This is a genomic window from Ruegeria sp. AWH4_226 (assembly GCF_056159225.1).
Map to the genome: position 1 here is coordinate 310,285 of NZ_JBSWUU010000003.1, position 22,282 is coordinate 332,566.

Below are 22,282 nucleotides of genomic sequence, written 5' to 3' on the forward strand. Positions count from 1 at the left end.
CTCAATCCTGTTGGTCGGCCTGCGCCGGGTCGTTTTCCGGATCGGCGGCGGGCTCGTCGGCATCCGGATCATCGGCGGCAGGATCGCCGACCCCGTTATTGGATTGGGCGCTGCCGGTCTTGGTGACGCGGCGCGGGTCGCTGTCGAGCACCAGCCCAAGATCATCGAGCTTGGCGTTGGTGGCAGCGATCTCCGCCAGCACCGCGTCTGGGTTGCGCCCCTGCCGTGCGATCACCTCCGCCAGGGTCATGGTGCCAGAGCGGATCGACAACAGGTTCGCCATCGCGTCCTTCTGTGGATCGACCGCCTCGAACTTCGGCGGCGACCATTCGACCGGCACGTCCGGTGTCGGGATCTGGCCTGCCGCCCACGCGGCTTCCGTGAACCAGCGCCAGACCGGCGCACAGAACATCGGAATGAACAACTGCCATTGCACGGCGTCGATCAACCGGCGGAACTCCACGAGCCCGGCCCGGATGGACGAGTAGTTCACCTGGCTGAGATCGCCGGTCAGCAACTCGTAGGGAACGCGGAACCCGGCCGAGATCGTGTGCAGGCTGGCCCGCTTGTATTCTGCGTAGCCGCCAGTCGCCGAGGGCTGATTGAACCGGATGTCCTTGCCGCCGCGGGCATAGGCGATCAACCCCGGCTCGAACTGCTCGACCCGGTTGCCGTCGGCATCGACCACGGAAGGCGCGATGCCTTGCTGGGCCTCATCATCGCCGAAGACTATGGCGGTGACGCAGGCCTCGGTCTTCTTGCGGACCAGCTCGGCCACCTCGTAGTCGTCGAGATCGCGCAAGGACCGGATCACTGGCGCGCCCCAAGGAACACCGCGCGCCTGCGTGCGCTGCTTCTCGTAGACATGGGCGATCTCGGTCGCCGGGACCGGACGGCTCTGCAACCCGTTCTGCAGCGCGCCATAGGCGTCGCCCGGATGCTCGGCATGCAGCCAATAGGCCCGGCGCTTGCCGACCGGGTCGAACTCAATCCCTTGAACCAGCCGTCCTGCGCCGAGTGCGCCGGACTTGGTGGCGTCGAGGAAGTCGGCCTCCAGCACCTGCACTTGCAGCGGGACGGGCAGACCGTCGCTTGCACGGCGCAGACGCCGGCGCACCAGCACCTCGCCCGCCTCGACCATCTCGCGGCAGATCAGCGTCTGCAGGCCATAGAAGTCGAGCTGGCCGTCAGCATCGGCCGTGTCCGACCATTGCGCAAAGAGCGCATCGACCTTGCGGTCCAGTTTGTCATTGCCGCTGGCGGCGCGCGGCATGATGCCCGCGCCGACGATGTTGTTCACCAGAACCGCGACGGCCTTGGCCGCATGCGGATTGTTCCGCACCAGATCGCGCATCCGGTCACGCAAGAGCGCCCCCGCCACGCCAACCTCGGTGTCGGCCGAGGTGCCGGGCGCGCGCCAACCTTCGGTGCGGCGTCCCTTCGCCGCGCCATCATAGCCACGCGTCAAGGCTTCAAACGCATGGCGAGCCATGATGCGCCGTGCCGCAGCGCGTGGTGCCACCGAGGCAATCGCGTGGTCGAACCAGTTCGCCGACATCAGCGATCCCCGCGCGAGAAGCCCGCGAGCCCGGCGATTGGCAACGGTTGCGTGGTGCCCGCAATGGCCCGCTCGATGGTGCGAATGCGCCCGAGCAGATCCTCTGCCGAGCCGTAGTCGACGGATTTGCCATCATAGCTGACCCGGGTCGTGCCGCTGGCATAGGCCCGCCGCAGCGCGGACAATTCGGATTCCGTCCAATCGGTCATCAAAACCATCCTCCGCGCCGTCCAAGCCAGTCGGATTGGCGTTTGCCTTGCGACGTCTGCGCTTGCCTGTTGATCTGCCCCGCGGGATCCGCAGAGGCGTCGGCGACCCCAAGCTGATCCTCGAGGTCGCGCCATTTCTCGTCAGTCCAACGATCCGCGCCCGCGATCCAGGCGGCGGCGCGGGCATAGACGCGGCAGTCCAGCGCTTCGTTGCGCTCGCGCAGCTTCTGCCATTCCAGCCGGGCGAAGCCGCGCTTTGTGCGCACCGTCACCAGTTGTTCGGCCACGAACTGCTTCAGCCATTCGTTCTCGACCCAATGCGGCAGGTGGACCGTTCCCGGTGAGAACGCCGCACCATTGGACATGTCCTCCTCGGTCGGCCGTTCGAGCCGCAGGAAGCGATATGTCTCGGCCTTGAAGGTCGACACCGCAACGGTCCAGAGCCGTGCGCCGCGACGCAGACGTTTGCCGCCCTCGGTCGCATCCACATAAGTTGGCCCCGACACCGGGCTTGCCCGATTGAACCCTTCGACGCCCTTCACGGGCGCAACCTGCGTAAACCCTTGAGCGCGTGCCCAACCGTAGACCGCTGGGGCCTCGTAGCCAGTATCGATGGCAAGCCGCGCGATCTTCAGATGCGCGCCGCGCTCATGCGGCCACGTTCGACCGAGCAGGTCTGTCAGGTCGCCCCATGCCTCATGCCGGTCGGGGCCGCCTTCGATGACAATGTGATCAACCAGCCAGCTTTCCAGCCCACGGCCCCAGGCCCAGACATCGACCTCAATCCGGTCTTTTTGGACGTCGGCCCCGGCGGTCAGGAACAGCCCGCCCGCCGGGACAATGCCCGGTTTCCAGCGTTCTCGCTGGTCGTAGAGCCGCTGCCAGTCCGGCGCTTCCCCGGTTTCAACCCATGTCTCGCCGAGGATCGTGTTGCGGAATGCCTTGATCGCCTCGTCCGATCCTTGGGCGGCGTCCCAGGCCCTCACGATCCGCTCCCAGCTTAGCCAGCCGATGGGCGAATAGAGCGCCGAGAGGTGGTAGCCGACGGTGTTGGGATCCGCCGCCTCGGCCGTCGCCCGCCATTCACCAGCCTCCAGCATCGCCGTCTTGTGATGCTCCGCGATGGGCGCGTCGCAGCCCTCGCAGTGATATTCCGCTGTTTCCGGTTGTCCTTTTTCCCAGCGCAGCCGTTCGAATTTCAGCCACTGCATCTGCTGACAATGCGGACAGGGCACGAAGAACCGGCGTTGGTCGCTGGCCTCATAGTCCCGTTCGATCCGGCTCATCCCTCGAATGGTCGGCGTCGAGACCAGAAACACCTTGCGCCGGTGCGCGAAGGTCAGCGACCGGGCCTCGGCCAACGTGACCGGATCGCCTTCCTCGTCGGCAGACGCGGGATAGGCGTCAACCTCATCGAGGAAGATGTACCGCGCCGGGGTCGAGCGGAGCCCGACCGCCGAGTTCGCGCCCGTCATGATGAGGATGCCGCCTGCGAATTCCTTGGACAACATGGTATTGCCCGCGTCGCGGGAACGGGCCGGTTTGACGCGCTCCCGCAGCTCCGGGCTTTCGTCGATCAGCGGGTCGATCCGCTGCCGCGAGTTCCGTTTCGCCAGTTCCACAGTGGGCTGGACGGCGAGCATCGGCCCTGGTGCCTGGTGGATCGCGAAGCCGATCCAGTTGTTACCCGCTTCGGTCGCCCCGACCTGAGCGGCCTTCATGAACACAATCCGCTGCGTCGGATCTCCCGGTGACAGCCGGTCCATTATCTCGCCCATGTAGGGTGTGCGCGCCGTGCGATACCGCCCCGGCTCTGCCGATGCCCGTCCTGAGAGCATCCGGTGGCGATCCGCCCATTGCGAAACTGTCAGGTCCGGATCCGGGGTGAGACCTTCACTCCAGGCGCGCAGAATTTCGGTTGCGCCATCGAAACCCTCATCTGAGATCGGGTTTGACCTCGGCAAGGTCGTCGAGCTGGGCACGGACATGTTTCTCCAGAACCTTTTGCATCGCGGCGGGCTCGACACCCAGATCAGCCGCCATCAAAGCCGCCGCCCGTGCGGGCCAGTTGACCCAGACATCCCGTTCCTGCCGCGCCAGCCGGAAGACCAGCGACAGCGCGCGAGCCCGGTCGATCAGTTCGCCTTTCAACTTCTGCAGTCTCAGACGGCGTTCCTGCGCTTTCAGAACCTCATTGGCCGTCTTTGCCTGCAGGAACGTGGTGCCGCTGCCGACTTGCGGTGCGGCCATTCCCTGCTCGCGCAGCGTTTCGCCCACGGCCGAGACTGCGGCCTCCGACACGGGTTTGAGCTTCGCCTTCGGCGCTTTTCGGGTTTTCGACGGGTCGGTCGCCTGCGCACGCAACGCATCGCTGGCCTCCGCGTCGATGCTGCCATCGGAATGCAGAACCACGCGTCCCGTTGCCTTGGCCTTCTGGATGGCTCCGCGTGAGAGACCGACGCGGGCGGCGTATTGGCGCTCGCTCAGACCTTCCATGGAACGCTCCGATTATCATTCAAAATCATGTGCTTATGTAGTTGATAGCCCTCCACACTAGAGCGAACGTGGTCCTACGAAAACGATGCAACTCACCACGGAGCCGCCACGATGACCCGCCTTAACCCACAGACAACGCCCCGCCATGAGCTTCGCGCCGAGAAAGCGCGTCGCAACAAAGAGGCGGCTATGAACGCCTTCATCGGCAAGAAGGCCGAGATCGATGAGATGCTCGCCCGGCTCCAGAGCCTCAGCGACGACCATTTCAATGCCCACCCCGACGAGATCAACTGGGGCCATGTCGGCACCCTTGAGCACTACGCCAGCCTCCTGAAGCGCATCACCGACAGCGCCTTCAGCGAAGGCGAGCACGCGGAGTAAGCACCATGGAAACCAGCACCATTCGCATTGCCATTCGCAAGCTGCCCGATCATTTCGACCCCAGCCGCATCACCACCGTCCTCGACGAAATCGAAAGCGCCCTGATGGACGACGGCGGCGTTTATGTCCGCGCCTACGCCGACAGCATGACGATCACCATCGAGGTGCCGACCATTCAGCTGATTGATGCGGCCGCCTGTCTGAAGGACCTCGCCTTGATCTGACATCGGGAAACCACCCCGAACTCCGGCCGCGCCGTTGCGCGGCTTGGGGTCGTAGAAGACCGCGACGGTCGCGGTCCGAACACGGAGACGACCCCATGACCAAGCTTTCCGACACCCAGACAATCATCCTGTCCCGCGCGGCCCAAAACGAGGACCGCATTGCCCTGCCGCTGCCTGACAACCTGCGCGGCGGGGCCGCCGCCAAAGTGGTCAGCGCGATGCTCGCAAAAGGCTTCCTCGAAGAGGTCGATGCCGACATGCGCAAGGGCGATCTCGTCTGGCGCGAGACCGGCGACGGGCATGGCGTCAGGCTGGTCGCCACCGACACAGGGCTCGCCGCCATTGCAATTGAGCCCGAAGACGCGAACACCGAGCCTGCGGGCGCGACGGACGCTCCGACAGAGGAGCCCGTGCAAAACGCCCCCACCGGACCCGAAGCCTCGCACAAGACGCGCACGCCGCGCGAGGGCACCAAGCAAGCCACCCTGATCGCGATGCTGCGCGCACAGGACGGCGCGACCATCGAGGAAATCATGGTTGCGACTGGCTGGCAGTCGCATACGGTCCGAGGCGCGATGTCCGGCGCACTGACGAAGAGGCTTGGCCTCGACGTCACCTCGGAGAAAATCGAGGATCGCGGGCGGGTCTACAAACTGCCCGCCGCCTGACGCACCGGACACCAACAACTTGCTGGCCGCCGTCCCTCTGGGGCGGCGGTTCCTCATTTGATGCGCCGCATCCGGATCGCCTCGAAAACCCGCCGCAGGGCGAAGGATCGGGCGATACTCACTACGGTGAAAATCGCGCCCATCTTCAGGTTCTGCGCCAATGTCGTCTGCAGCCCAAAGATCGGAAAGATCAGGATCTGCGTGATGACCGCGACGCCGTAGCCGACAAGCACATTGGCGATGGCCTCGACCAGCGACATGAGGCGCGACTGCTTCATGCTAACGCCTCATCCATCGGCCAGCAGTTCAGCTGCGAGAGTTCGCAGCGCATGCGCCGCAACCAGGGGGACCACGCCGTTGCCACAGAGCCGAAGGCGGTCCACCCGGTGGGCAAGCCCATCAGCGCCTCGACGAATGCTGGGTTCAGCGTCCGGCGCGGTTCGGAGGTATCGCTCCCAGCCGTCGGCGTCACCAGGACCTGGCGGCCAAGCAGGCCGTTCACCGGCGTGTTCGCCAGTGTGGTCGCGCCGTCCTTGTGATCGCGCGCCGTCGGCGTCATCCACATCTGGCTGGCGCTGGTCAGGTCGGCCGATTTGCGATTGCCCGCGCTCGGCTTGTTGCCGTCCGTCGCCATCGGCGTCGGCCAGTCCCGGGCCATTCCATCGAGGCCCTTCTCGTGTTTCCGGGCGCCGCCCCGGCTGCGGAAGCTGTCGGTCTGAGGCGTCGGCCACATCGCAGCCGAGGTCGCCAGGTTCATCCCGTGCTTGCCCGCCGATTGTGATGGCGTCGGTTTCGTCTGCCGGTTTTCGTTGGCGCTCGCCCGTGGCGTCGGCCAGAGCCGCAGCATCTCGGTCCGGTTCCCGCCACTCGACCGGGTGCCAGAGCAGGCGCGCGGGGTCGGCCAATTCGTCCCCCTCGCGGACGGCGAGGATGAAGAGCCGTTCGCGTTTGTGGGGCGCACCGACTTCCGCCGCCGTGAAGAGGCCTGTCGCAAGGCGGTAGCCCATGCCGACCAGTCCGCTGGCGACTTCGGGGAAGCCGAGGCGGAGATGATGGGCGACGTTTTCGAGGAAGACGAAGGGCGGCTCGACCTCGCCAATGATGCGCGCGACATGGGGCCAGAGGTGGCGTGGATCGTCCGCGCCCCGGCGTTTGCCCGCGACGGAGAACGGCTGGCACGGATAGCCCGCAGTGACGATGTCCACCGCGCCGCGCCATGGGCGGCCGTCGAAGGTTCCAACGTCGTCCCAGACAGGTGCCGGATCCAGGGCCGCCTCTTCCATCCGTGCCACGAGAATGGCCGCGGCGTAGGTTTCCCGTTCGACATGGCCCACAGTTCGATATCCGGGCATGGCGATGGTGAGCCCGAGGTCGAGCCCGCCTGCGCCGGAGCAGAGCGAGAGGCCGAACAGGTCTCCGGCTCCGGCAGCGAGGCCGGAGGAATGTAAAGCCAGGTCATGCATCGCCTCAGCGCGGGTTGGCCGTGAGATCGGCGAAGCTCTCGCCGGTCCCGTCCAGCACGGCCTCTTGGCCGGTGAATTGCTGCCACCGCTGCACGGCGACATCGACATAGGCCGGGTTGAGTTCGATCCCGAGGCTCACGCGGCCCGTGGTTTCCGCCGCGATCAGCGTGGTGCCGGACCCCATGAAGGGCTCATAGACCGCTTGCCCCGGGCTGGAATTGTTCAGGATGGGCCGACGCATGCATTCGACGGGCTTCTGGGTCCCGTGCACGGTTTCCGTGTCCTGATCCTTGTTTGCGATCTGCCAGAGCGTCGTCTGCTTGCGGTCACCGGCCCAATGGCCCTTGCCGGTTTTCTTTACGGCATAGAGGCAGGGTTCGTGCTGCCAGTGATAATCACCGCGGCTCAGCACCAGGCGATCCTTGGCCCAGATGATTTGGGAGCGGATGTTGAAGCCGGAGGCCTCGAGGCTTTCCGCAACCGTCGTCGCATGCAGCGCGCCGTGCCAGACATAGGCGACGTCACCCGGGAACAGTGCCCAGGCCTCGCGCCAATCAGCACGGTCATCATTCAGCACCTTGCCAGTGCGCTTGGTCGCAGCCGCGCCTGCCTTATTGCGCCAGCCGGGGTCGTACTCAACGCCATAGGGCGGATCGGTCACCATCAGCAGCGGTGTCACATCGCCGAGCAGACGCTCGACGTCTGTTGCCACCGTCGCGTCCCCGCAGAGCAACCGATGCTTGCCCAGCACCCAGAGATCGCCGGGACGGCTGATCGGATTTTCGGGGGCCTCCAGAACATCGTCCTCACCCTCTCGGGTGGCAGTTTCAGCATCGACCTCGCCGGCCAACAGCGCTTCGAGCTCGGCATCATCGAAACCAATGAGCGACAGATCGTAGTCCTCGGCCAGCAGATCGTTCAACTCGGTCGACAGCAGCGCCTCATCCCAGGTCCCGAGTTCCGTCAGCTTGTTATCCGCGATACGGTACGCCCGGCGTTGCGCCTCGGTCAGATGGCCCAGCACAATCACCGGGGCCTCGGTCAGCCCCAGTTGCGTGGCGGCCAGCACCCGGCCATGGCCCGCGATCAATTCTCCGTCGTCGGCGACGAGGCAAGGCACCGTCCAGCCGAACTCCGCCATGCTCGCAGCGATTTTCGCGACCTGATCCGCGCCATGCGCCTTTGCGTTCTTCGCATAGGGCTGGAGCCTGGACAGCGGCCACATCTCGATCGCATCCGGGGCAAAGCTCAGGGTCATGCGGTTCGGTTCGCCTCAATCTGGTGGACTCCGGACACCCGCGGCCAGCCTGAACTCCGCAAAGGGTCCAGCGGCAACCGGGTGTGTCCGATGCCAAAGGTTTGTTTTGTTGTGGTTTTCAGCAGATCGCGGGTGGATGCCTGCTAGGGGTGGCTTCCCAAAAAACCGGCCCTGTCGCTAGCGATATTGCGCGCTTCGCCCGCCCGTATACGTTTACGGGCAGGAAGGACCCGCGAAGTCAGTGGGTTAGCGGTTTGGACCCGAACTGGACTCCGGACGCCGCGAGGGTATCCACCACAAAAACGGGGAGAGCTGTCTTCCAACGCACTCTCCCCATCATGCCCTACGGGTAGCATGGAAATGTTGCATGTGTCGAACACAAAAGTGTTGCAACATATTGGATTCGCTCAGACATTCAGCCGCGACGCGATCTTGGTCAAGGCCAGCTTGTGCTTGCGCCATGCCGTTGTGCGGTCGACGCCAAGCTCGCCGCTGATCTGTTTCCAAGGCACGCGGGCGGCGCGAGACCAGATCAGCTTGCGCTCCTCTTCCTCGATCCAGAGCACCCAGTCGAAGGTCTGCTCGAGCCGGGTGATGGCGACGGCCGACGGCCAGACCCGCATCGGCTGCGGATCCATTGCCGCGATCTCTCGCGCCGAGCGCACGATGTCGGGCCAGGCGTTGAAATACCCGCGCGCCTTGACCGGTGGCAGCTTGCGCAGCGTGCGAAATGCTTCCTCGAAATGATCGGCGACATCGTCGGCGGTCCATGTCTTTTTCTCACCCATGGCGGACCTCCCCCACGGGGCGTGGCCCATAAAGTTTGGTGCCCAGTTGTTCGACGAGTTCGCGTTCCGGCCAGGTCAGGCGATGGTCATCGACTGAGACCGCCAGCACGCCTTGCTCGCGCCAGCCGTCACGCTTGACCTCTTCTGGTGACCGGCGCTGGCCGCCGTAGCCTTTGGGGAAATAACTCATGCCACACCTCCCTGCGTCTCGATCGCCCAATGCAGGATCGCGATGGCATCGGCCTCGTTATCGTCCGCAGGGCTGAAACCACGGGCGTTGGCGGCCGCGATCATGGCGGCCTTATTGGCATTGCCCTTGCCAGTGGCGTGGCACTTGATGGTTCCGACGGGCACACCCTCGTAGGGAATACCCCTCAGCTCTGCCCAGCTGGTCAGCGACGCCATAAGCCCGCCGTAGACATGGGCTGCGTCGGTGCCGGCGTGACGGCGCACCTCTTCAAACCAGATCGTGCCGACCGGACCGCTCAGCCGATCCAGTTCGGTAAGCCAATTGGTGAAGCGCAGATAGCGCATGCCACCACCATCGTAGCGGCCGGGTTTGAACGACGCGGTACCTGTGGTGACCAGCCCGTCAAAGCCACGAAGCGCCCAGCCCGTGGTAGTGCCAAGATCGAGCGCCAGGATGGGGCGCAGTTTTTGTGATTGGGTCATGACGACCTCCTCTTCGATGTGCTGGACGCGGCGAGAGGGCTGGCCGGTGAAGGCTGCGGTCTCGCCAGGCCCCGAAGGGTGGTCTGGTCATGTCAGGTGCTGGGCGCATGATCCGCCCGACACTTCTTTCAGTTTCTTCAGGCGGGCGGCTTGAAAGAAGTCTCGCCCTAAGCCTCTGGTCTGTATGGGTAATATACCTTCTTTCAATATTTCAATTATTTCATGGAGTGTGTCATCCTATTTCCAGCCGCGCGCGAGGACACATACATACATACAAGGCTCCTCTTGAAAGATTGAAAGAAGTGAAGGAAGGCAAAACCGTTCATGTTTTCAGGCGCTTGACCCTTCACTTCCTTCAATTGAAGAAAGCTCGCATTTGAAAGAAGCTCACCCGCTAGCCGGATAGCCGATACACCATGGCCCGGCGCCCCCCGGTGTCCCGCATGCCTGTGGTGATGTCGCCGCTTTCGATCAGCGTCAGCAAGATCTCATCCCGATCCCGCGCCTTCAGCCATTGGGAGGCCCGGGTGATCTCAGACTTGGTGATGCCCTTGGAACCGGCCGCGCGGATGATCTCTTTCAGCCGCTTCAAGTGCGCCTCCGTTTCGGTATCGGCCACGTGCCGTTCGATAGCATCCATGGTTTTGGCCGCGAAGTGCCGCACGAAAGCGATGGCCCATTCCGCCGCGCTGAGATCGATCATGGGTCGGGCGGGATCGCGACCGACAGCCACGATAAGCGACAGCTTCAGGGCATTTTCTCCGATCCGTGCAAGGATCGCTGTAAAGGCCGTGCCCCGCGCCGCCCGTAATTCCTCTGTCAGCATGCCACTCAATTCCTTGAAACGGGCTCTGGCCTCGTCTGACATTGGCACCGTGGTGGGGTTCACCGCTGTTGTCTGGCCCGAAGTCATTCCGGTGAGATTGCCGCTTTGCAGACCGCCCCCGGCCGCCAGAGTCTTGAGCCCGTGGATCAGCGCGGTAGGTGACTGCCTAATACCAGCAGCGAGGTTCTCATCAGGGTAATCCTCATCGCTGTGCAGGATGAGAAACCGGGCGAGCGATCCATCCACGACATTCGCGCGCTGCAGCGCGCCCCAGAAATGAAGGGGTGTCGTCGTGCCATAGACACAGAGACAGGGTTGATTGATGTCGCGCCGGTCATTCGAGCCGTCCCGGTTGGCGTATTCGGCCCCCAGGAACACCCCGCCAGCCGCTGTGTATAGCTCGGTCATGTTGTCGAGGATCTCGGTGATGTGGCGGGGGCTGCGCTTGCGATCCGCCGCGGCCGACAGGAACATGCCGAACTCGTCGATCTGAAACAAGATCGCCGGCTGGCGGTGCAACGCCGTCAGGAGGCCTGCCCCTGAAGCGATCTTGTTGCCGCCGAGGTGATGGGCGAGCCCGGCTTCAAAAAACACTTCGTTGATGATTTCCCGCGCATGGTTCTTGCCCGACCCGCTATCGGCGATGCCGACGATATAGAGGTTTGAGCGCAGATTGCTTTCGGTCCGGTAATTCCGTCCCATCAGCGCGCCGATGGCACAGAGGCTTGCCCCGAGTGACAGAAGAGGCTGCGGCCGCCGCGCGGTCGACAGCATGTAGGCGGTCAGATCCCCGACCAGCCCGTCCGGCATGCTTAGCGCGTAGGCTGTGTGATCTTTCGTTTCCTTGCTGGGTTTCGATGTGCCGCCCAACTGTGACAACAACCCTGCGGCGGGGTGCGCTTTCGCGCAGTCCATGGATCCATCGAGGCGCAGCGAGGCGTCGGGCTTCCAGCCGCGCTCCAAGGCGAGATGGTAGATCGACCCCGCGCCGATCCGGTCCGGTTTGAAGCTTGTCCAGGCCTTGAGCGTGGTTGCCGGTACGTCCTTTGCGGCCTGTGCCGACCATTGCGCGAAGACATCCTGACCGTCTTCACCAAGCGCGCCTTTGAGCGCCATGCCGATCCGCATCCAACTGTCGTAATCAAGCTCGGCATTCGGCAGCCATTCGAGAGCCGCTTGAATCGCCGGCAGCGTGCCTGTCTGGCTGTGCCCGGTGAGATGTGGGTGCGCTGAGGGCGTCACCGCGAACCCGCGGTGGCGAACCGCGTCTGGAAGCATTGCCTGAGCCGCCTCCAGAAATGCCAACGCCTCATCGACCGTGATTGCCGGGAGGTCGGAGATATCGAGGTCAGCCAGACCTTCCTCGGGCCAAGCATAGGGTGCGCCCGTGTCGGGATGGTTGGCGTAGGCCAGAAACTGTTGTCCGAGACAGAGCACCTCGAGCGGATGGCGTTTGATGCCACGAAACGGCTCTGCCGCGCGATAGACCAGCAAACGCTTGGGGGCGCGTCCGATGCGCAGCGCCGGTGTGTCCCCAAGGCGATCACGTGCCAGCTTTTCGATCTTCAAGGCGAGCTCTGCATCCTCGGCGATGTCGATGTCGATGGCGGCAACCGCACCACCGACGAGCCCGACACCGCAATCAGGCCAGGAAGACCATGTCGCGACTTCAACCTCGGTCGTGGAGCGCGCGGCATGGCGATTCCATTCTGGGTAATCTACCCAAGCACCGCGTTGGAAGCGGCCAGGCTTTTTTGTTCCCGGCGCAATGGGCAGAATGGCGTAGCCATTGGTGACAAGCCGCGCGCCGTAGCGCGCCATGTGAGAGGAGCTCTGCATCAGAAAGGCACCTCCTGCACCATGCCGTCGAGCCGGGTGCGATCCCGCACGGCAAGCTCGCGCAGGTGATCGCAATAGCCGGTGACCACGACATCAATGAACTGATCCCATTCGGTCGCGCTCAAGGTCGCGAGATCGGATTTGCCGATGCTCTCCAGAAAGGCACCACCTTCCTGACCGCCAACGGTCATCGCCTCGGTCTCGTTGGGAGTAGGATCGATCATGCCCTTCCTCCCGTGGCAGATGTTTTGACACGTCTGGCTGCAGAGGGACTTGCGGCTTTGGTCGCGCCGAGGGTCCGAAACGGGGAAGACAGGGTCGAACCAGCCAAACCCGCGAGGTTGCCGGTGGCAGACGGCGCAGAGGCCGTTGTGGAATGCGTGCATGGGTCAAACCTGTAGCCGGTGATCTCGAAATAGCGGCCCGATGGACGGACCGAGATGTGGCTGGGACGTGCCAAGCTGCGGGATAGCGTCAGGGCCTCGTTCACACTGCGCGGCACGGGCTGACCGGGCGCACGCTTGCGCCACCAGTCTTCTGCCTTTCGCCGCGCGTAGCCCTCATGCTCGAAGCAGATCCACTCCTGATAGGTCGTGAGCCCGCAGCTATAGGTCACTTTCAGCGAGGGCCGACCGCCCCGCTTGTCATGACGGCTGTAGGACAGGTTGCTCACGGCGACCCATTGCGGTGCCTTGGGCGACAGGACGGGCAAAGTGGCTGCGGTCGGCGCGATCTTCACCTCACGCGGTGGGAACACATAGCCGCAATCCGGGCATTCCGTTGCCGAGAGCGCGATGATGCTGTCGCAATCCGGGCAGACCTTCGTCGGCGCCTCGCCCCCGCCGCCATCACCGGGGCGTTTGGGTCGCACCAGATCAATCGGCCCGTGGCGGCGGACATTGCCCGCGAAGTCCAGCACCAGGCAGTTCTCCTTGCCCGGCGCGAGGCGGGTACCGCGCCCGACCATCTGCACATAGAGCCCGGCCGATTGCGTGGGGCGCAGGAGCGCGATCAGGTCGACCCCCGGCGCGTTGAAACCGGTGGTCAGCACGCCCATCGAGGCGAGCGCCCGGATTTCGCCGCGCTTGAAGGCGGCAAGGATCGCATCGCGTTCGTCCTTCGGCGTGTCGCCAAAGATCGTGCGGCAGCTGATGCCCTGGCGGCCGAATTCCTCGGCCACATGGTGCGCGTGCTCGACGCCCGAGCAGAATGCCAGCCAGGATTTCCGGTCGCGGCCATGCTCGATGATTTCGGTCACGGCCGCGCGGGTGATGGCGTCCTGGTCGACCGCCGCCGCCAGATCGCGCGCAATGAAGTCGCCCGCGAGGGTGCCCACCTTCGAGACGTCGAGCCGGGTGGCGGGCTGCTTCGAGACCAGAGGGCTCAGATACCCCGCGTCGATCAGCTCGCGGACCGGGGCCTCATAGGCGATGTCGGTGAAGAGCGCGTTCTGCCCCTCGTGCAGCATTCCGCAATCGAGCCGGAACGGCGTGGCGGTCAGCCCGATCACCTTGAGCGCTGGGTTGATCGCCTTCAGCGCGTCGAGGAAGCGCCGATACATCGTGCTCGATTTGCCGGGGATCAGATGCGCCTCGTCGATCAGCACCAGATCGGCATGGCCGATCTCGGCCGCGCGGCGGTGGATCGACTGGATGCCGGCGAAGAGGATCCGCGCCTGAGCTTCGCGCTTGCCGAGGCCCGCCGAATAGATGCCAGCCGGGGCGTCAGGCCAGAGGCCGATCATCTCGGCATGGTTCTGGGCGATCAATTCCCGGACATGGGTCACGATCAGGATGCGCTGACCGGGCCAGGCCTTCAGCACGCCCTCGATGAAGGACGCCATGACGAGCGACTTGCCGCCCGCGGTCGGAATGACCACCAGCGGATTGCCGGTGTGGGTCCGGAAATAGCCGTAGATCGCGGTGATCGCGGCTTCTTGATACGGGCGCAGGGTCAGCATGTGGCACCCTCCATGTTGCGGGCGTCGTTTGCCCAGGTGGAGCCATCGGCCATGCGGTAGGTGACGAGATCGTCGCCCGCATCGATAACCTCGCCCGGGATGAGATCGGGGATGAAGAGATGGCGTCCGCAGGCCGCGCGTTGCTCCGCCGGGGCCAGCATCCGGTCATGCCGCGCACAGTGCCAACCGCCATCAACTGGCGTCGCATGCAGGCAGGACCGGCAGGTCACCGCCGCGCCACCGCCTTCATGGCAGGCCGCATGGTGATCGCAGAACCGGCACTCGAACCAGGCCGGGTCCACGCTGATCGGCGCGGGCGGATGCTGGGCGAAGATGATGCGCCCGGCCTTTTCCAACAGGCGCTCGGCCATAGCGTGGTCCGCCTCGATACGCTCGATATGCAGCGCGTCGGTGTCTTTGCAGACCGCGACGTAGAGGGCGCGCTTGATGCCCGTCAGGTGCATGTAGATTTGCATCTGCGCCGCGTGCTGGGGCTTGGCCAGAACGACACCCTTGGCGACCAACTCGTTGAAGCTCTTGACCGAATGGGTCTTGAACTCCAGCACATGCCAGGTCTTGGGCGCTTCCAAGAGTCCGAGGGCCACGCCATCGAGTGAGCCACCGAAATGCCCGCCATGGGCCTCGACCCGGAACTGGCGGCCGGTCTCGGGATCGACCTCGAGCACGGTCGCCCCGGTGGCACGCAGGTTGCGCACGAGCCGGTCCTCCTCCAGCTGACCCGTCTCGAAAAGGCGCAGCAGGCGGCCGGAGTGGCGTGCGGGCGTGATCCAGCGGAAATCGTACCAGAGCGCCCGGGCGCAGGATTTGCCGATGATCGACGCCCCGAGGTGGTCACGGAAACCATCGCCCTGGCGGGCCTCATAATCGGCATAGATCGCCGTCAGCGTCGGCGTGGGGGCTTCGGGAAGCTCAGCCATCACAGACCCTCCCGTTCGGCTCTCGCCTGAGCCTCTGCCAGAATGCCGTCCCAAGCCTCGGGGTCATGGCGTTCCCGCAGGATGCCGATCAGCGCGTCTTTCAGCTTTTCACGGCGGCGGCGACCGGAGCCGTGGGCCATCAGTTCGGCCCGCTCGCGGCAGAGGTGGCGCAGGGCCGTGCGGGCCCGGTGGAACCAGTCCGGGTCGATTGGCTTCTGACCGCGTTGCCGCGCAAGGTCGGCTGTCGCGATCTGGGTGCGGATCTTTGCGATATCGTCGTCGAGTTCGATAAGACGCCGTTGATGTTCAGGCACGCCGGGGCTGTTCACAGCCGCAGGGGCTGCGTTGGTCATGTCAGTCATTGGAAATATCCTCAGGTGGGGTTGCGCGCTGCCCCGTCAGTCAGGGCCCAAGGCAGCGCGAAGACTCAGCCCTTCTTGTTCCAAGGCGCGGAGGCCATTTTTGCAGGCGGCGTGGAGGCGTTTCCGCCATTTGGCGGTGTCGCAACTTGCTGGGCCGCCGCTCCGGGCTCGGGCAGCAAGTAGCGAATGCCGTTGCTCTCGCTGTAGCCGTTCTTGGGCGGTTTGACCGTCACCTGGATGGTCATCGGGATCAGATGCAGCTCCTCGCTGTCGCTGACCTGCATCTTGCCGGTGGCGTGACAGATCGCCGACAACGTCCGCTGCGCGATTTCCACCGTGGTCGGGTTCGGGTTCACCAGATTCAGCTGGTCAAAGATCTTCCGACCCTTGTGCTCGCCCTCCAGGATATCGAGCATCAACCACAGAAACTGGCCCATGCCATTGCGGGTCACGCGCATCTCGCTCTCGACGATCTGTGCGCGGTACTTGCCTGCGGGAAGGACCTCGTAGGCGGTGGTGGGCTCGACGCCGGTTGCGTCGAAGGACGTATCGAAACGTGCCATGGTATTGTCCTTTCTGGATTATTCAGGCTGCGGCATGGCTGCGAGGAACTCCGACCACGCAAGCGGCATGGTGTCCGGCAGGCCGTAACGGTTCTTGGCGAGGAAGGCGGGGCGCTCTTCGGTGTGCATGACACGCGCACCGGACCCGAGCGCCCGGGTCACCTTCTTGTTGAAGCCGACATCGGATTTCGCGACCGAGATCTGATAGTTGGCGAAGAGCACCACGTCCGAATGCTCCTGCAGCAGCGCCGAGGCACGGGTCTGCAGCTTGATCACATAGCGGTCGTAGGGCTCGTGCTCGGGGCTGTCGAAGCGCTTGATGTCGGTGTGGGCGATCTGGATGACCACCATGCCCTTGCGGTCCCGCAGCACGTTGAGCTTGTCGAGATATTCACGCCAGATGGTCAGTGCCTCGGCATAACCCTTGCCGAAGCCCGGCGTCTCGATAGAGGCCCAGCCGTTGCGTTTGCAGGACTCGGCCCAGATCAGCGGCTCCAACCAGTCGACGCTGTCCACGACGACTGTGCCATAGCTGTGATCTTCCTCCAGCAAGGCATCGAGCGCTTGTGCAACTTCGGCATAGCTGGTCGCCAACGGAAAATGCGGGACCTGCAATTTGCCGAGCCCATCCTCGGTCATGATGAACACCGGCGCGCCCGCGTCGGCGGCGAAGGTTGATTTGCCGACCCCGGCCACACCGTGGATCAGGATGCGCGGCGGCTGAAGCACCGAAGCTGTGCGCAGGGAAGCGAGCGAAATGGCCATCAGCGCACCTCCTTGTTCAGCACGAGGCGGAACTTGGGCTTTCCGGTGCGGACCGTGCGCGCGGGCTCGAAGCCCTTACGCCAACTCTCCGGGAGCGCGGCGTATTTGCGTTCCGACACCTTCAGCGTGGTCTCGATGAACTCGGCAGGGTTTTCGCCCGATGCGGCGATGGTTTCGGCCAGTTCTACCAGCGCGCGCTGATCCCAATCGATGCGTTTTGGCAGGTCAGCGATCACGGTGACGCCGTCATCCTCGAACCGGATCGTGCCGGTGTGCTTGCCCGCCTCCCGGCGGGTGTCATGGGCGCGGTCAGCGTATTTCAGCGCGATCGCACCTTCGAGCCAGTCGGACACCGTCTTGGCCCGCTGGAGGTTCTGCTGCGCGGCTTCTTGCAGCAATGCCAGTTGATCAGCGGGAAGCGCAGCGATTTCGCCAATAGGCATTGCGTGAATATCCGCGAGGGTGATGTGGTTAGGGATCGTCATTGCAGCCCCCTTACGCCGACATCGGGCGATGGGGTTCGCCGTCTGCGCCACGGATCTGCTCGACCTCGAATGCCTCGACGTCTTCAAGCCGGTAGATCACACGGCCGCCGAGCTTGATGAATTTCGGGCCTTCGCCCGTCCACCGCCAACGCTCCAGCGTCCGGTGCGAAATGTTCCAGCGAGCCGCCAGCTCGATCTGGGAAAGGTGCCTTGTCGCCATGTGAACCTCCTTGGGGATTGTGCGAACAGTTGCGGGACCAACATCGCGGAGGGGGCGGTAGGGCTGAGGGAGGGCACCGGTAGGGAAGCCGGTAGGAAGGTGACAAAAAGCAAAAGGCCGCCCTTTCGGACGGCCTTTGAAACGGCGATGTCTGGTCACGTCAGGGCTCGATCCAACAATTCCCGTCGGCGTATTTGATGAAGGAGCGCCAGTCGTCGCGACCGCTGAAAACCTTGGAGAACGCGTTCGTGCTGTCCCCGTAGCCCGCCTCGAAAAGGACGGCCGCCGTTCGGCATTCGGGAGAACCCGACCAGTAGGCGTCGAACAAAAGCCCCAGGAGCTGGCGCTGCTTGTCGCTGCCGAAGGTGAGGGTTTCGCCGCGTAGCCAGACCATGCCGTAGTCATCCGAATGATCGATCGGGAAACGACGTTGCGCCTGCCCGGGGAAGACCCTCGCCCCGAGGACCTGCGGCGAGATCGATAGCTTGGTCGGATCACTCGCGACATCCGCAACACTGATGATGTGATTTCGCTTCTGGGAGGTCTCCGGGATACGCCCACCGGCCGTCGATGTCAGGATGATGCGGATTTCGTGCGGCAGCTTGCGTGCGATCTGCGCCTCAAGCTGCGCCCAGACACGCGGATCAATGAGTCGCCGGGCGAACCAGACGGGCACCGGGGCCTTGGCGCCGGCAAGCTTGATGGTGCCCACATCCCAGATGAGATCGGCAATCAAAGGTGTCGGACGGGAGGGCCCGGCACGCTCGAACGCCACCAGCATCTTGGCAATAGCCTGGCCATAGTCGACCTTGCACGCCGCGATGTCCTGATTGGCGACCTTGACCCAACGGCCGGTGCTGTCGTGATAGCCGAATGACTTCAGCTCGGCCGACCAGGTGGCCTCAATGGGTTCATCCTCATAGTCATCCATCCCGGCGACGACCGGGACATGCCCGCTCGGCACCAGCAGCTTGGCCGTGATCAATGCTTCGGTCGCAGCGCGCGAGACCTGGTGCAGCGCCGATACCTGTAGAGACGCGCTGCGGGCTTCCATTGCCCGCAGCAGAAGGTCGATCGCGCGCTTACTCAAGGACGTCGCCTTCGTCGTTGTCATCTTTCAGGATGCCCCAGAGCCGCAGGTACTTCTCGCCGATCAGGCGCTCTTGCGGCGTCATGTCCTTCAGGTTGCAGCCATGCGGCATGGTCACGGTCAGAGACAGAGACTTGCCGCGCCCGCCGGATGGACCGGGGTGGAACTTGATCGTGAAACGAGCCCGGGTGATCACCCATTCCGGCACCTCACCGGTAATCCCGTGGACGAAGGAACCGCCGCCGATGTCCAGACCAATGCGATGCTCTGCCATCTGCCAGATCGTCCGGTCCGCGCCGGACATGGACTCCAGCGTGATGCGTTCCTTAGCATCGCCGAGATCCATCAACCGCAGTTCCTTGACGGTCACGCCGGCGATCCCGTCCGCCGGATCGGTCGGAAAATCGAACGGCTGCGCGAGCATGCTGAGATCATATTCCCGCAGCGGCAGCTGTTGCTTTTCGTCAATGGCAATGCCGAGCAGATCACGCGCCATGAAACGCGTCAAATCCATGCGATCCTCGCGCGTCTTGGCCACGACCTCGATCACGCCGGTCGCCGCCTCATAGGTCAATGCTGCTTCGAACACCGGTTTGACGATCCGCCGCGCCAACGTGCTGTTGGCATCGAAACCCAACATGTCCTCGGGGCGGCCTTCGCGGTAGACGGCCACCTGAACGAGTTCGCATTCTTCACCGTCGAGGATCACCCGGTGGCGATCGAAGATGTCGACATGCACATTGGGTGTTTCGAACCGTTCACGGATCGCGGAAGTGAAGGCAGCAATCGAGATCGGGTCATTCTTTACATCCAGACCTTCATCGACACCGAAGCCGCTCCAGGACCGACCGCGCCGACGCTCGTCATTGTAGCGGACCTCTTCGGCCAGCCGGAACCGGTCTGCCTCGTTCAAGAACACCCAGAGTGACCGATTGTTGGGGCCCTCGAGCGTGTCGAACGTCGCGCGATCCAGCACGACATTCTGCAAGGCATTCTGCCCGGGCTCATCTGCGAGGGCCGCAACGCGCCCAGCGTCAAGGATGACGCGCTGCTTTTCTGCCTCGTCCATGTCGTCGACGGCCTTGATCAAAGGCTCCACGACCTCCGGCTCGGGTTTGGTCCAGTCGACCGGAGGAAGGGAGGTGAACCCGCCTGCGGTGAAGTAGTCCTGCAGCCGGGGAATCGGGGTTTTGCGGAGGAAGGAAGCAATCGCTGTCATGACGTGGCCTTTCTAAGCCTGGGAGGGAGGAGGACGACAGAATCGCGAAGATGCGATACGATCATGTTCGATATATACCGAACAAAGTGTCAGGTCTACTTGCGCGGCACATTTTTGTTCGGCATATCGAACAAGCGTCCTCTGACCAAGGAAACCAAGGATGATACGATGACCACGTCCCTCGGCGCCAAGATCAAGCGCCACCGCAAGGAGAAGGGATACTCCCTCGACAAACTCGCGGCGCTGACCGACTCCAGCAAAAGCTATCTTTGGGAACTCGAGAACCGTGATACCCGAAAACCGTCCGGCGAAAAGCTGACCCGCATTGCCCAGGCACTGGAGGTCACGACCGATTACCTACTCGATGACAGCGAGGAGCCCGGCGACGAGGTTCTGAAAGAGGCATTCTTCCGCAAGTTCAGCAAGCTCGATCCCGAAGACCAACAGAAAATCAACCAGATGATCGATATGTGGGGGAAGAAGGATTGAGCCTGCCGACGACGCCTCAGAGCTGGGCCAACCGCCTGACGAAAATCCTGTCCGTGCATCAGGCTGTGCACGGGCTGCCGCGGTTCCCCATCGACGTGGCCGCGCTCGCGCAGGATTTTTCGCGTCAGGTGTTTCCAGACGCGCCGATCACCATCGTGAAGGGGCTTGCGCTGTCCAAGGGCGTCGAAGGCATGCTGATGCCCAATCCTGACGGTTCCGGAGAGTGGGGGATCATCTATAACGAGACCGTCCGCTCGCCGGGGCGGCGCAACTTCACGCTGGCCCATGAGCTGGGCCACTACCTCTTGCATCGGCACGCCAACCCGCGCGGGTTGCAATGTACCAACCGCAACATGGCTGAATGGGATGAGGCCCGGAACAAGATCGAGGGGGAGGCAAACACCTTCGCCTCCTACCTGCTGATGCCGCTGGACGACTTCCGCGAACAGATCAAAGGACGGATCGTCGACATCGACGTGATGACCGAACTCGCAGATCGCTATGCCGTATCGCTTACGGCCGCGATATTGAAATGGATGACGATCACCGACAAGCGCGCGATGATCGTGGTCAGCAAGGAAGGCTTCATTGACTGGGCCTGGTCCAGCGAACCCCTGCTGAAGTCCGGGATCTTCTTCAGAGCACGTCATATCGTGACTGAGTTACCTGCGGCGTCATTGGCGGCACAGGAAGTCGGTTGGGACACTGGTCGCCACGGCGTTGAGCATCCGGCCGGGGTCTGGCTGGGCAACGAACCGGTCCGCGAGATGACGGTGTTCTCCCCGCGCAACGAGATGTCGATCTCATTGCTCCTCTATCCCGACCAAGCGCCCTCGCGTTGGGAAATGGCCGAGCTCGAAGAAGAATCTACCGTCGACACGTTCGAGAAATTCACCGGCCACACCGGACATTGATTCGCGACCATTCCCGATCGCGGCACCAATGTGTTGGCAAAACCAATGCGCAGATTTACGCGGTGCTTCGCGCAGGTCGAAAAATTCCACAAATTATTGATTTACTTGTGTTTTCCTGATTTCGCAATACCATTCGGGCATCAACTCAATCGCGAAAAGTCGCCATGTCATTCGATCCAGAAGACCCGATTTCCGGGCCCAATCCCCTATGCCCTGAGCACATGTCGTCTGAGGCGCGCTTCCATGAAATCGGCCGCATCCTCGCTGGTGGCCTGGTGCGTGTTCTAGTCGAGAAGTCCAGTTCTTTATCTGCCGAAACCGGAGACCGTTTCGTGGACTTACCGCCCCGAAAGAGCGGTGGTCGTCGCAGGAAACGTATCCGCATCGGAGGAATTGATGAAGCATCACAATAAGATAACACCACCCGCGCCGGGTCAGGATGCCAGCCTGGACCAAACGGTCCTGTCGCGCCTGGCCGCGTTGAAGACCTTGTCCGTCAAGGAATTGAAGGCCGAGTGGGAAACCCTGATGGGAAGCTCAGCACCCAACAACAGCCGCGCATTCTTGGAAGGTAGGCTCGCCTATCGCATTCAGGAACTGACCTACGGCGGGCCAGATCGCGAAACGCGGCGGATGCTCGATCTGCTCGCTGACGAGGTCGAAGGGATCGCGCGCCACAAGCATCAGATCACGGATCCTCGCAATCCCGTCCCGGGCACGCAGCTCATCCGCGAATGGAACGGCGTGGAGCATACGGTGACCGTTTTGAAAGACGGCTTCGATTGGGAGGGCCGCAAGTACAAGTCGCTCTCCGGCATTGCTCGCGAGATTACTGGTACGCGCTGGAACGGCTACCGTTTCTTCGGCCTGCAAACTGGTTCGCGGGAGGTTTGAC

27 protein-coding genes and 1 pseudogene are annotated in these 22,282 nt (G+C 63.4%); 6 read left to right on the plus strand and 22 right to left on the minus strand.

Going from position 1 to position 22,282, the window contains the following annotated elements; all coding sequences use genetic code 11:
* Window position 1 precedes the first annotated feature (1 nt).
* From ACXAET_RS19895 to ACXAET_RS19910, 4 genes are read right to left on the minus strand one after another with little or no spacing between them, the layout of a single operon-like run.
* Window positions 2–1,558, minus strand: a complete 1,557-nt coding sequence (locus ACXAET_RS19895; RefSeq protein ID WP_475189470.1) for a phage portal protein — start codon at window positions 1,556–1,558, stop codon at window positions 2–4.
* Entirely contained in the window at window positions 1,558–1,767 is a 210-nt protein-coding gene (locus ACXAET_RS19900) for a phage head-tail joining protein (protein WP_475189472.1), read from the minus strand. Before ACXAET_RS19900 ends, ACXAET_RS19895 begins: the two co-directional genes overlap by 1 nt.
* Window positions 1,767–3,755, minus strand: a complete 1,989-nt coding sequence (locus ACXAET_RS19905) for a phage terminase large subunit family protein (protein ID WP_475189474.1) — start codon at window positions 3,753–3,755, stop codon at window positions 1,767–1,769. Before ACXAET_RS19905 ends, ACXAET_RS19900 begins: the two co-directional genes overlap by 1 nt.
* Window positions 3,703–4,263, minus strand: coding sequence for a hypothetical protein (locus tag ACXAET_RS19910; protein WP_475189476.1), 561 nt, complete (start codon window positions 4,261–4,263; stop codon window positions 3,703–3,705). The genes ACXAET_RS19905 and ACXAET_RS19910 overlap by 53 nt, the downstream gene beginning before the upstream one ends.
* Before the next feature lie 111 nt (window positions 4,264–4,374).
* Between ACXAET_RS19910 and ACXAET_RS19915 the strand changes: the two genes are divergently transcribed.
* The 3 genes from ACXAET_RS19915 to ACXAET_RS19925 all read left to right on the plus strand — a co-directional run bounded on the left by ACXAET_RS19915 (window position 4,375) and on the right by ACXAET_RS19925 (window position 5,536).
* On the plus strand, window positions 4,375–4,644 hold the full coding sequence (locus ACXAET_RS19915) for a hypothetical protein (RefSeq protein ID WP_475189479.1): 270 nt from the start codon (window positions 4,375–4,377) through the stop codon (window positions 4,642–4,644).
* A gap of 5 nt (window positions 4,645–4,649) precedes the next feature.
* Window positions 4,650–4,868 carry a hypothetical protein gene (locus ACXAET_RS19920; protein WP_475189481.1) on the plus strand — a complete coding sequence of 73 codons (219 nt, stop codon included), beginning with the start codon at window positions 4,650–4,652 and terminating at the stop codon, window positions 4,866–4,868.
* A gap of 95 nt (window positions 4,869–4,963) precedes the next feature.
* The gene (locus ACXAET_RS19925; RefSeq protein WP_475189483.1) at window positions 4,964–5,536 is read left to right on the plus strand and encodes a DUF3489 domain-containing protein; all 573 of its coding nucleotides are present in this window, start codon (window positions 4,964–4,966) and stop codon (window positions 5,534–5,536) included.
* 53 nt (window positions 5,537–5,589) lie between these two features.
* On the opposite strand, the gene ACXAET_RS19930 is transcribed toward ACXAET_RS19925, so the two are convergent.
* The 18 genes and pseudogenes from ACXAET_RS19930 to ACXAET_RS20015 all read right to left on the minus strand — a co-directional run bounded on the left by ACXAET_RS19930 (window position 5,590) and on the right by ACXAET_RS20015 (window position 19,984).
* Entirely contained in the window at window positions 5,590–5,814 is a 225-nt protein-coding gene (locus ACXAET_RS19930) for a DUF7220 family protein (RefSeq protein WP_475189488.1), read from the minus strand.
* Window positions 5,811–6,293 carry a hypothetical protein gene (locus ACXAET_RS19935; RefSeq protein ID WP_475190212.1) on the minus strand — a complete coding sequence of 161 codons (483 nt, stop codon included), beginning with the start codon at window positions 6,291–6,293 and terminating at the stop codon, window positions 5,811–5,813. Before ACXAET_RS19935 ends, ACXAET_RS19930 begins: the two co-directional genes overlap by 4 nt.
* Before the next feature lie 202 nt (window positions 6,294–6,495).
* Window positions 6,496–7,107, minus strand: a pseudogene (locus ACXAET_RS19940) (DNA cytosine methyltransferase); the annotation flags it as partial.
* Entirely contained in the window at window positions 7,004–8,257 is a 1,254-nt protein-coding gene (locus ACXAET_RS19945; RefSeq protein WP_475189490.1) for a site-specific DNA-methyltransferase, read from the minus strand. The pseudogene ACXAET_RS19940 and the gene ACXAET_RS19945, both read right to left, overlap by 104 nt.
* Window positions 8,258–8,664: 407 nt before the next feature.
* Window positions 8,665–9,045 carry a DUF6362 family protein gene (locus ACXAET_RS19950; RefSeq protein ID WP_475189493.1) on the minus strand — a complete coding sequence of 127 codons (381 nt, stop codon included), beginning with the start codon at window positions 9,043–9,045 and terminating at the stop codon, window positions 8,665–8,667.
* Window positions 9,038–9,235 (minus strand): hypothetical protein, encoded by a 198-nt coding sequence (locus ACXAET_RS19955; protein WP_137703164.1) that lies wholly within the window; start codon window positions 9,233–9,235, stop codon window positions 9,038–9,040. Before ACXAET_RS19955 ends, ACXAET_RS19950 begins: the two co-directional genes overlap by 8 nt.
* Complete coding sequence (locus tag ACXAET_RS19960) at window positions 9,232–9,717, minus strand: hypothetical protein (RefSeq protein ID WP_475189499.1); 486 nt, start codon at window positions 9,715–9,717, stop codon at window positions 9,232–9,234. Before ACXAET_RS19960 ends, ACXAET_RS19955 begins: the two co-directional genes overlap by 4 nt.
* Before the next feature lie 394 nt (window positions 9,718–10,111).
* The gene (locus ACXAET_RS19965; protein WP_475189502.1) at window positions 10,112–12,382 is read right to left on the minus strand and encodes a PriCT-2 domain-containing protein; all 2,271 of its coding nucleotides are present in this window, start codon (window positions 12,380–12,382) and stop codon (window positions 10,112–10,114) included.
* A complete protein-coding gene (locus ACXAET_RS19970) occupies window positions 12,382–12,606 on the minus strand; it encodes a DUF6511 domain-containing protein (RefSeq protein WP_475189504.1) in 225 nt (74 codons plus the stop codon). Before ACXAET_RS19970 ends, ACXAET_RS19965 begins: the two co-directional genes overlap by 1 nt.
* Window positions 12,603–14,342: a DEAD/DEAH box helicase gene (locus tag ACXAET_RS19975; RefSeq protein ID WP_475189505.1), complete on the minus strand. Its 1,740-nt coding sequence runs from the start codon at window positions 14,340–14,342 to the stop codon at window positions 12,603–12,605. Before ACXAET_RS19975 ends, ACXAET_RS19970 begins: the two co-directional genes overlap by 4 nt.
* Complete coding sequence (locus tag ACXAET_RS19980; protein WP_475189508.1) at window positions 14,336–15,280, minus strand: PDDEXK family nuclease; 945 nt, start codon at window positions 15,278–15,280, stop codon at window positions 14,336–14,338. Before ACXAET_RS19980 ends, ACXAET_RS19975 begins: the two co-directional genes overlap by 7 nt.
* Window positions 15,280–15,642, minus strand: a complete 363-nt coding sequence (locus ACXAET_RS19985) for a hypothetical protein (protein ID WP_475189510.1) — start codon at window positions 15,640–15,642, stop codon at window positions 15,280–15,282. The genes ACXAET_RS19980 and ACXAET_RS19985 overlap by 1 nt, the downstream gene beginning before the upstream one ends.
* Window positions 15,643–15,707: 65 nt before the next feature.
* Window positions 15,708–16,205 carry a DUF669 domain-containing protein gene (locus ACXAET_RS19990; RefSeq protein WP_475189516.1) on the minus strand — a complete coding sequence of 166 codons (498 nt, stop codon included), beginning with the start codon at window positions 16,203–16,205 and terminating at the stop codon, window positions 15,708–15,710.
* A gap of 18 nt (window positions 16,206–16,223) precedes the next feature.
* Window positions 16,224–16,970: an ATP-binding protein gene (locus ACXAET_RS19995; RefSeq protein ID WP_475189522.1), complete on the minus strand. Its 747-nt coding sequence runs from the start codon at window positions 16,968–16,970 to the stop codon at window positions 16,224–16,226.
* Window positions 16,970–17,455, minus strand: coding sequence for a hypothetical protein (locus tag ACXAET_RS20000; RefSeq protein WP_475189527.1), 486 nt, complete (start codon window positions 17,453–17,455; stop codon window positions 16,970–16,972). Before ACXAET_RS20000 ends, ACXAET_RS19995 begins: the two co-directional genes overlap by 1 nt.
* Before the next feature lie 10 nt (window positions 17,456–17,465).
* Window positions 17,466–17,675 carry a helix-turn-helix transcriptional regulator gene (locus tag ACXAET_RS20005; RefSeq protein ID WP_475189530.1) on the minus strand — a complete coding sequence of 70 codons (210 nt, stop codon included), beginning with the start codon at window positions 17,673–17,675 and terminating at the stop codon, window positions 17,466–17,468.
* Window positions 17,676–17,835: 160 nt separating this feature from the next.
* Entirely contained in the window at window positions 17,836–18,765 is a 930-nt protein-coding gene (locus ACXAET_RS20010) for a hypothetical protein (protein WP_475189535.1), read from the minus strand.
* The gene (locus ACXAET_RS20015) at window positions 18,758–19,984 is read right to left on the minus strand and encodes a hypothetical protein (RefSeq protein ID WP_475189540.1); all 1,227 of its coding nucleotides are present in this window, start codon (window positions 19,982–19,984) and stop codon (window positions 18,758–18,760) included. Before ACXAET_RS20015 ends, ACXAET_RS20010 begins: the two co-directional genes overlap by 8 nt.
* Window positions 19,985–20,152: 168 nt before the next feature.
* Between ACXAET_RS20015 and ACXAET_RS20020 the strand changes: the two genes are divergently transcribed.
* The 3 genes from ACXAET_RS20020 (at window position 20,153) to ACXAET_RS20030 (ending at window position 22,281) form a co-directional block, all read left to right on the plus strand.
* Window positions 20,153–20,473, plus strand: coding sequence for a helix-turn-helix domain-containing protein (locus ACXAET_RS20020; protein WP_036175300.1), 321 nt, complete (start codon window positions 20,153–20,155; stop codon window positions 20,471–20,473).
* Window positions 20,470–21,387 carry an ImmA/IrrE family metallo-endopeptidase gene (locus ACXAET_RS20025; protein ID WP_475189547.1) on the plus strand — a complete coding sequence of 306 codons (918 nt, stop codon included), beginning with the start codon at window positions 20,470–20,472 and terminating at the stop codon, window positions 21,385–21,387. The genes ACXAET_RS20020 and ACXAET_RS20025 overlap by 4 nt, the downstream gene beginning before the upstream one ends.
* 396 nt (window positions 21,388–21,783) lie before the next feature.
* The gene (locus ACXAET_RS20030) at window positions 21,784–22,281 is read left to right on the plus strand and encodes a DUF2924 domain-containing protein (RefSeq protein ID WP_475189549.1); all 498 of its coding nucleotides are present in this window, start codon (window positions 21,784–21,786) and stop codon (window positions 22,279–22,281) included.
* Window position 22,282 lies beyond the last annotated feature (1 nt).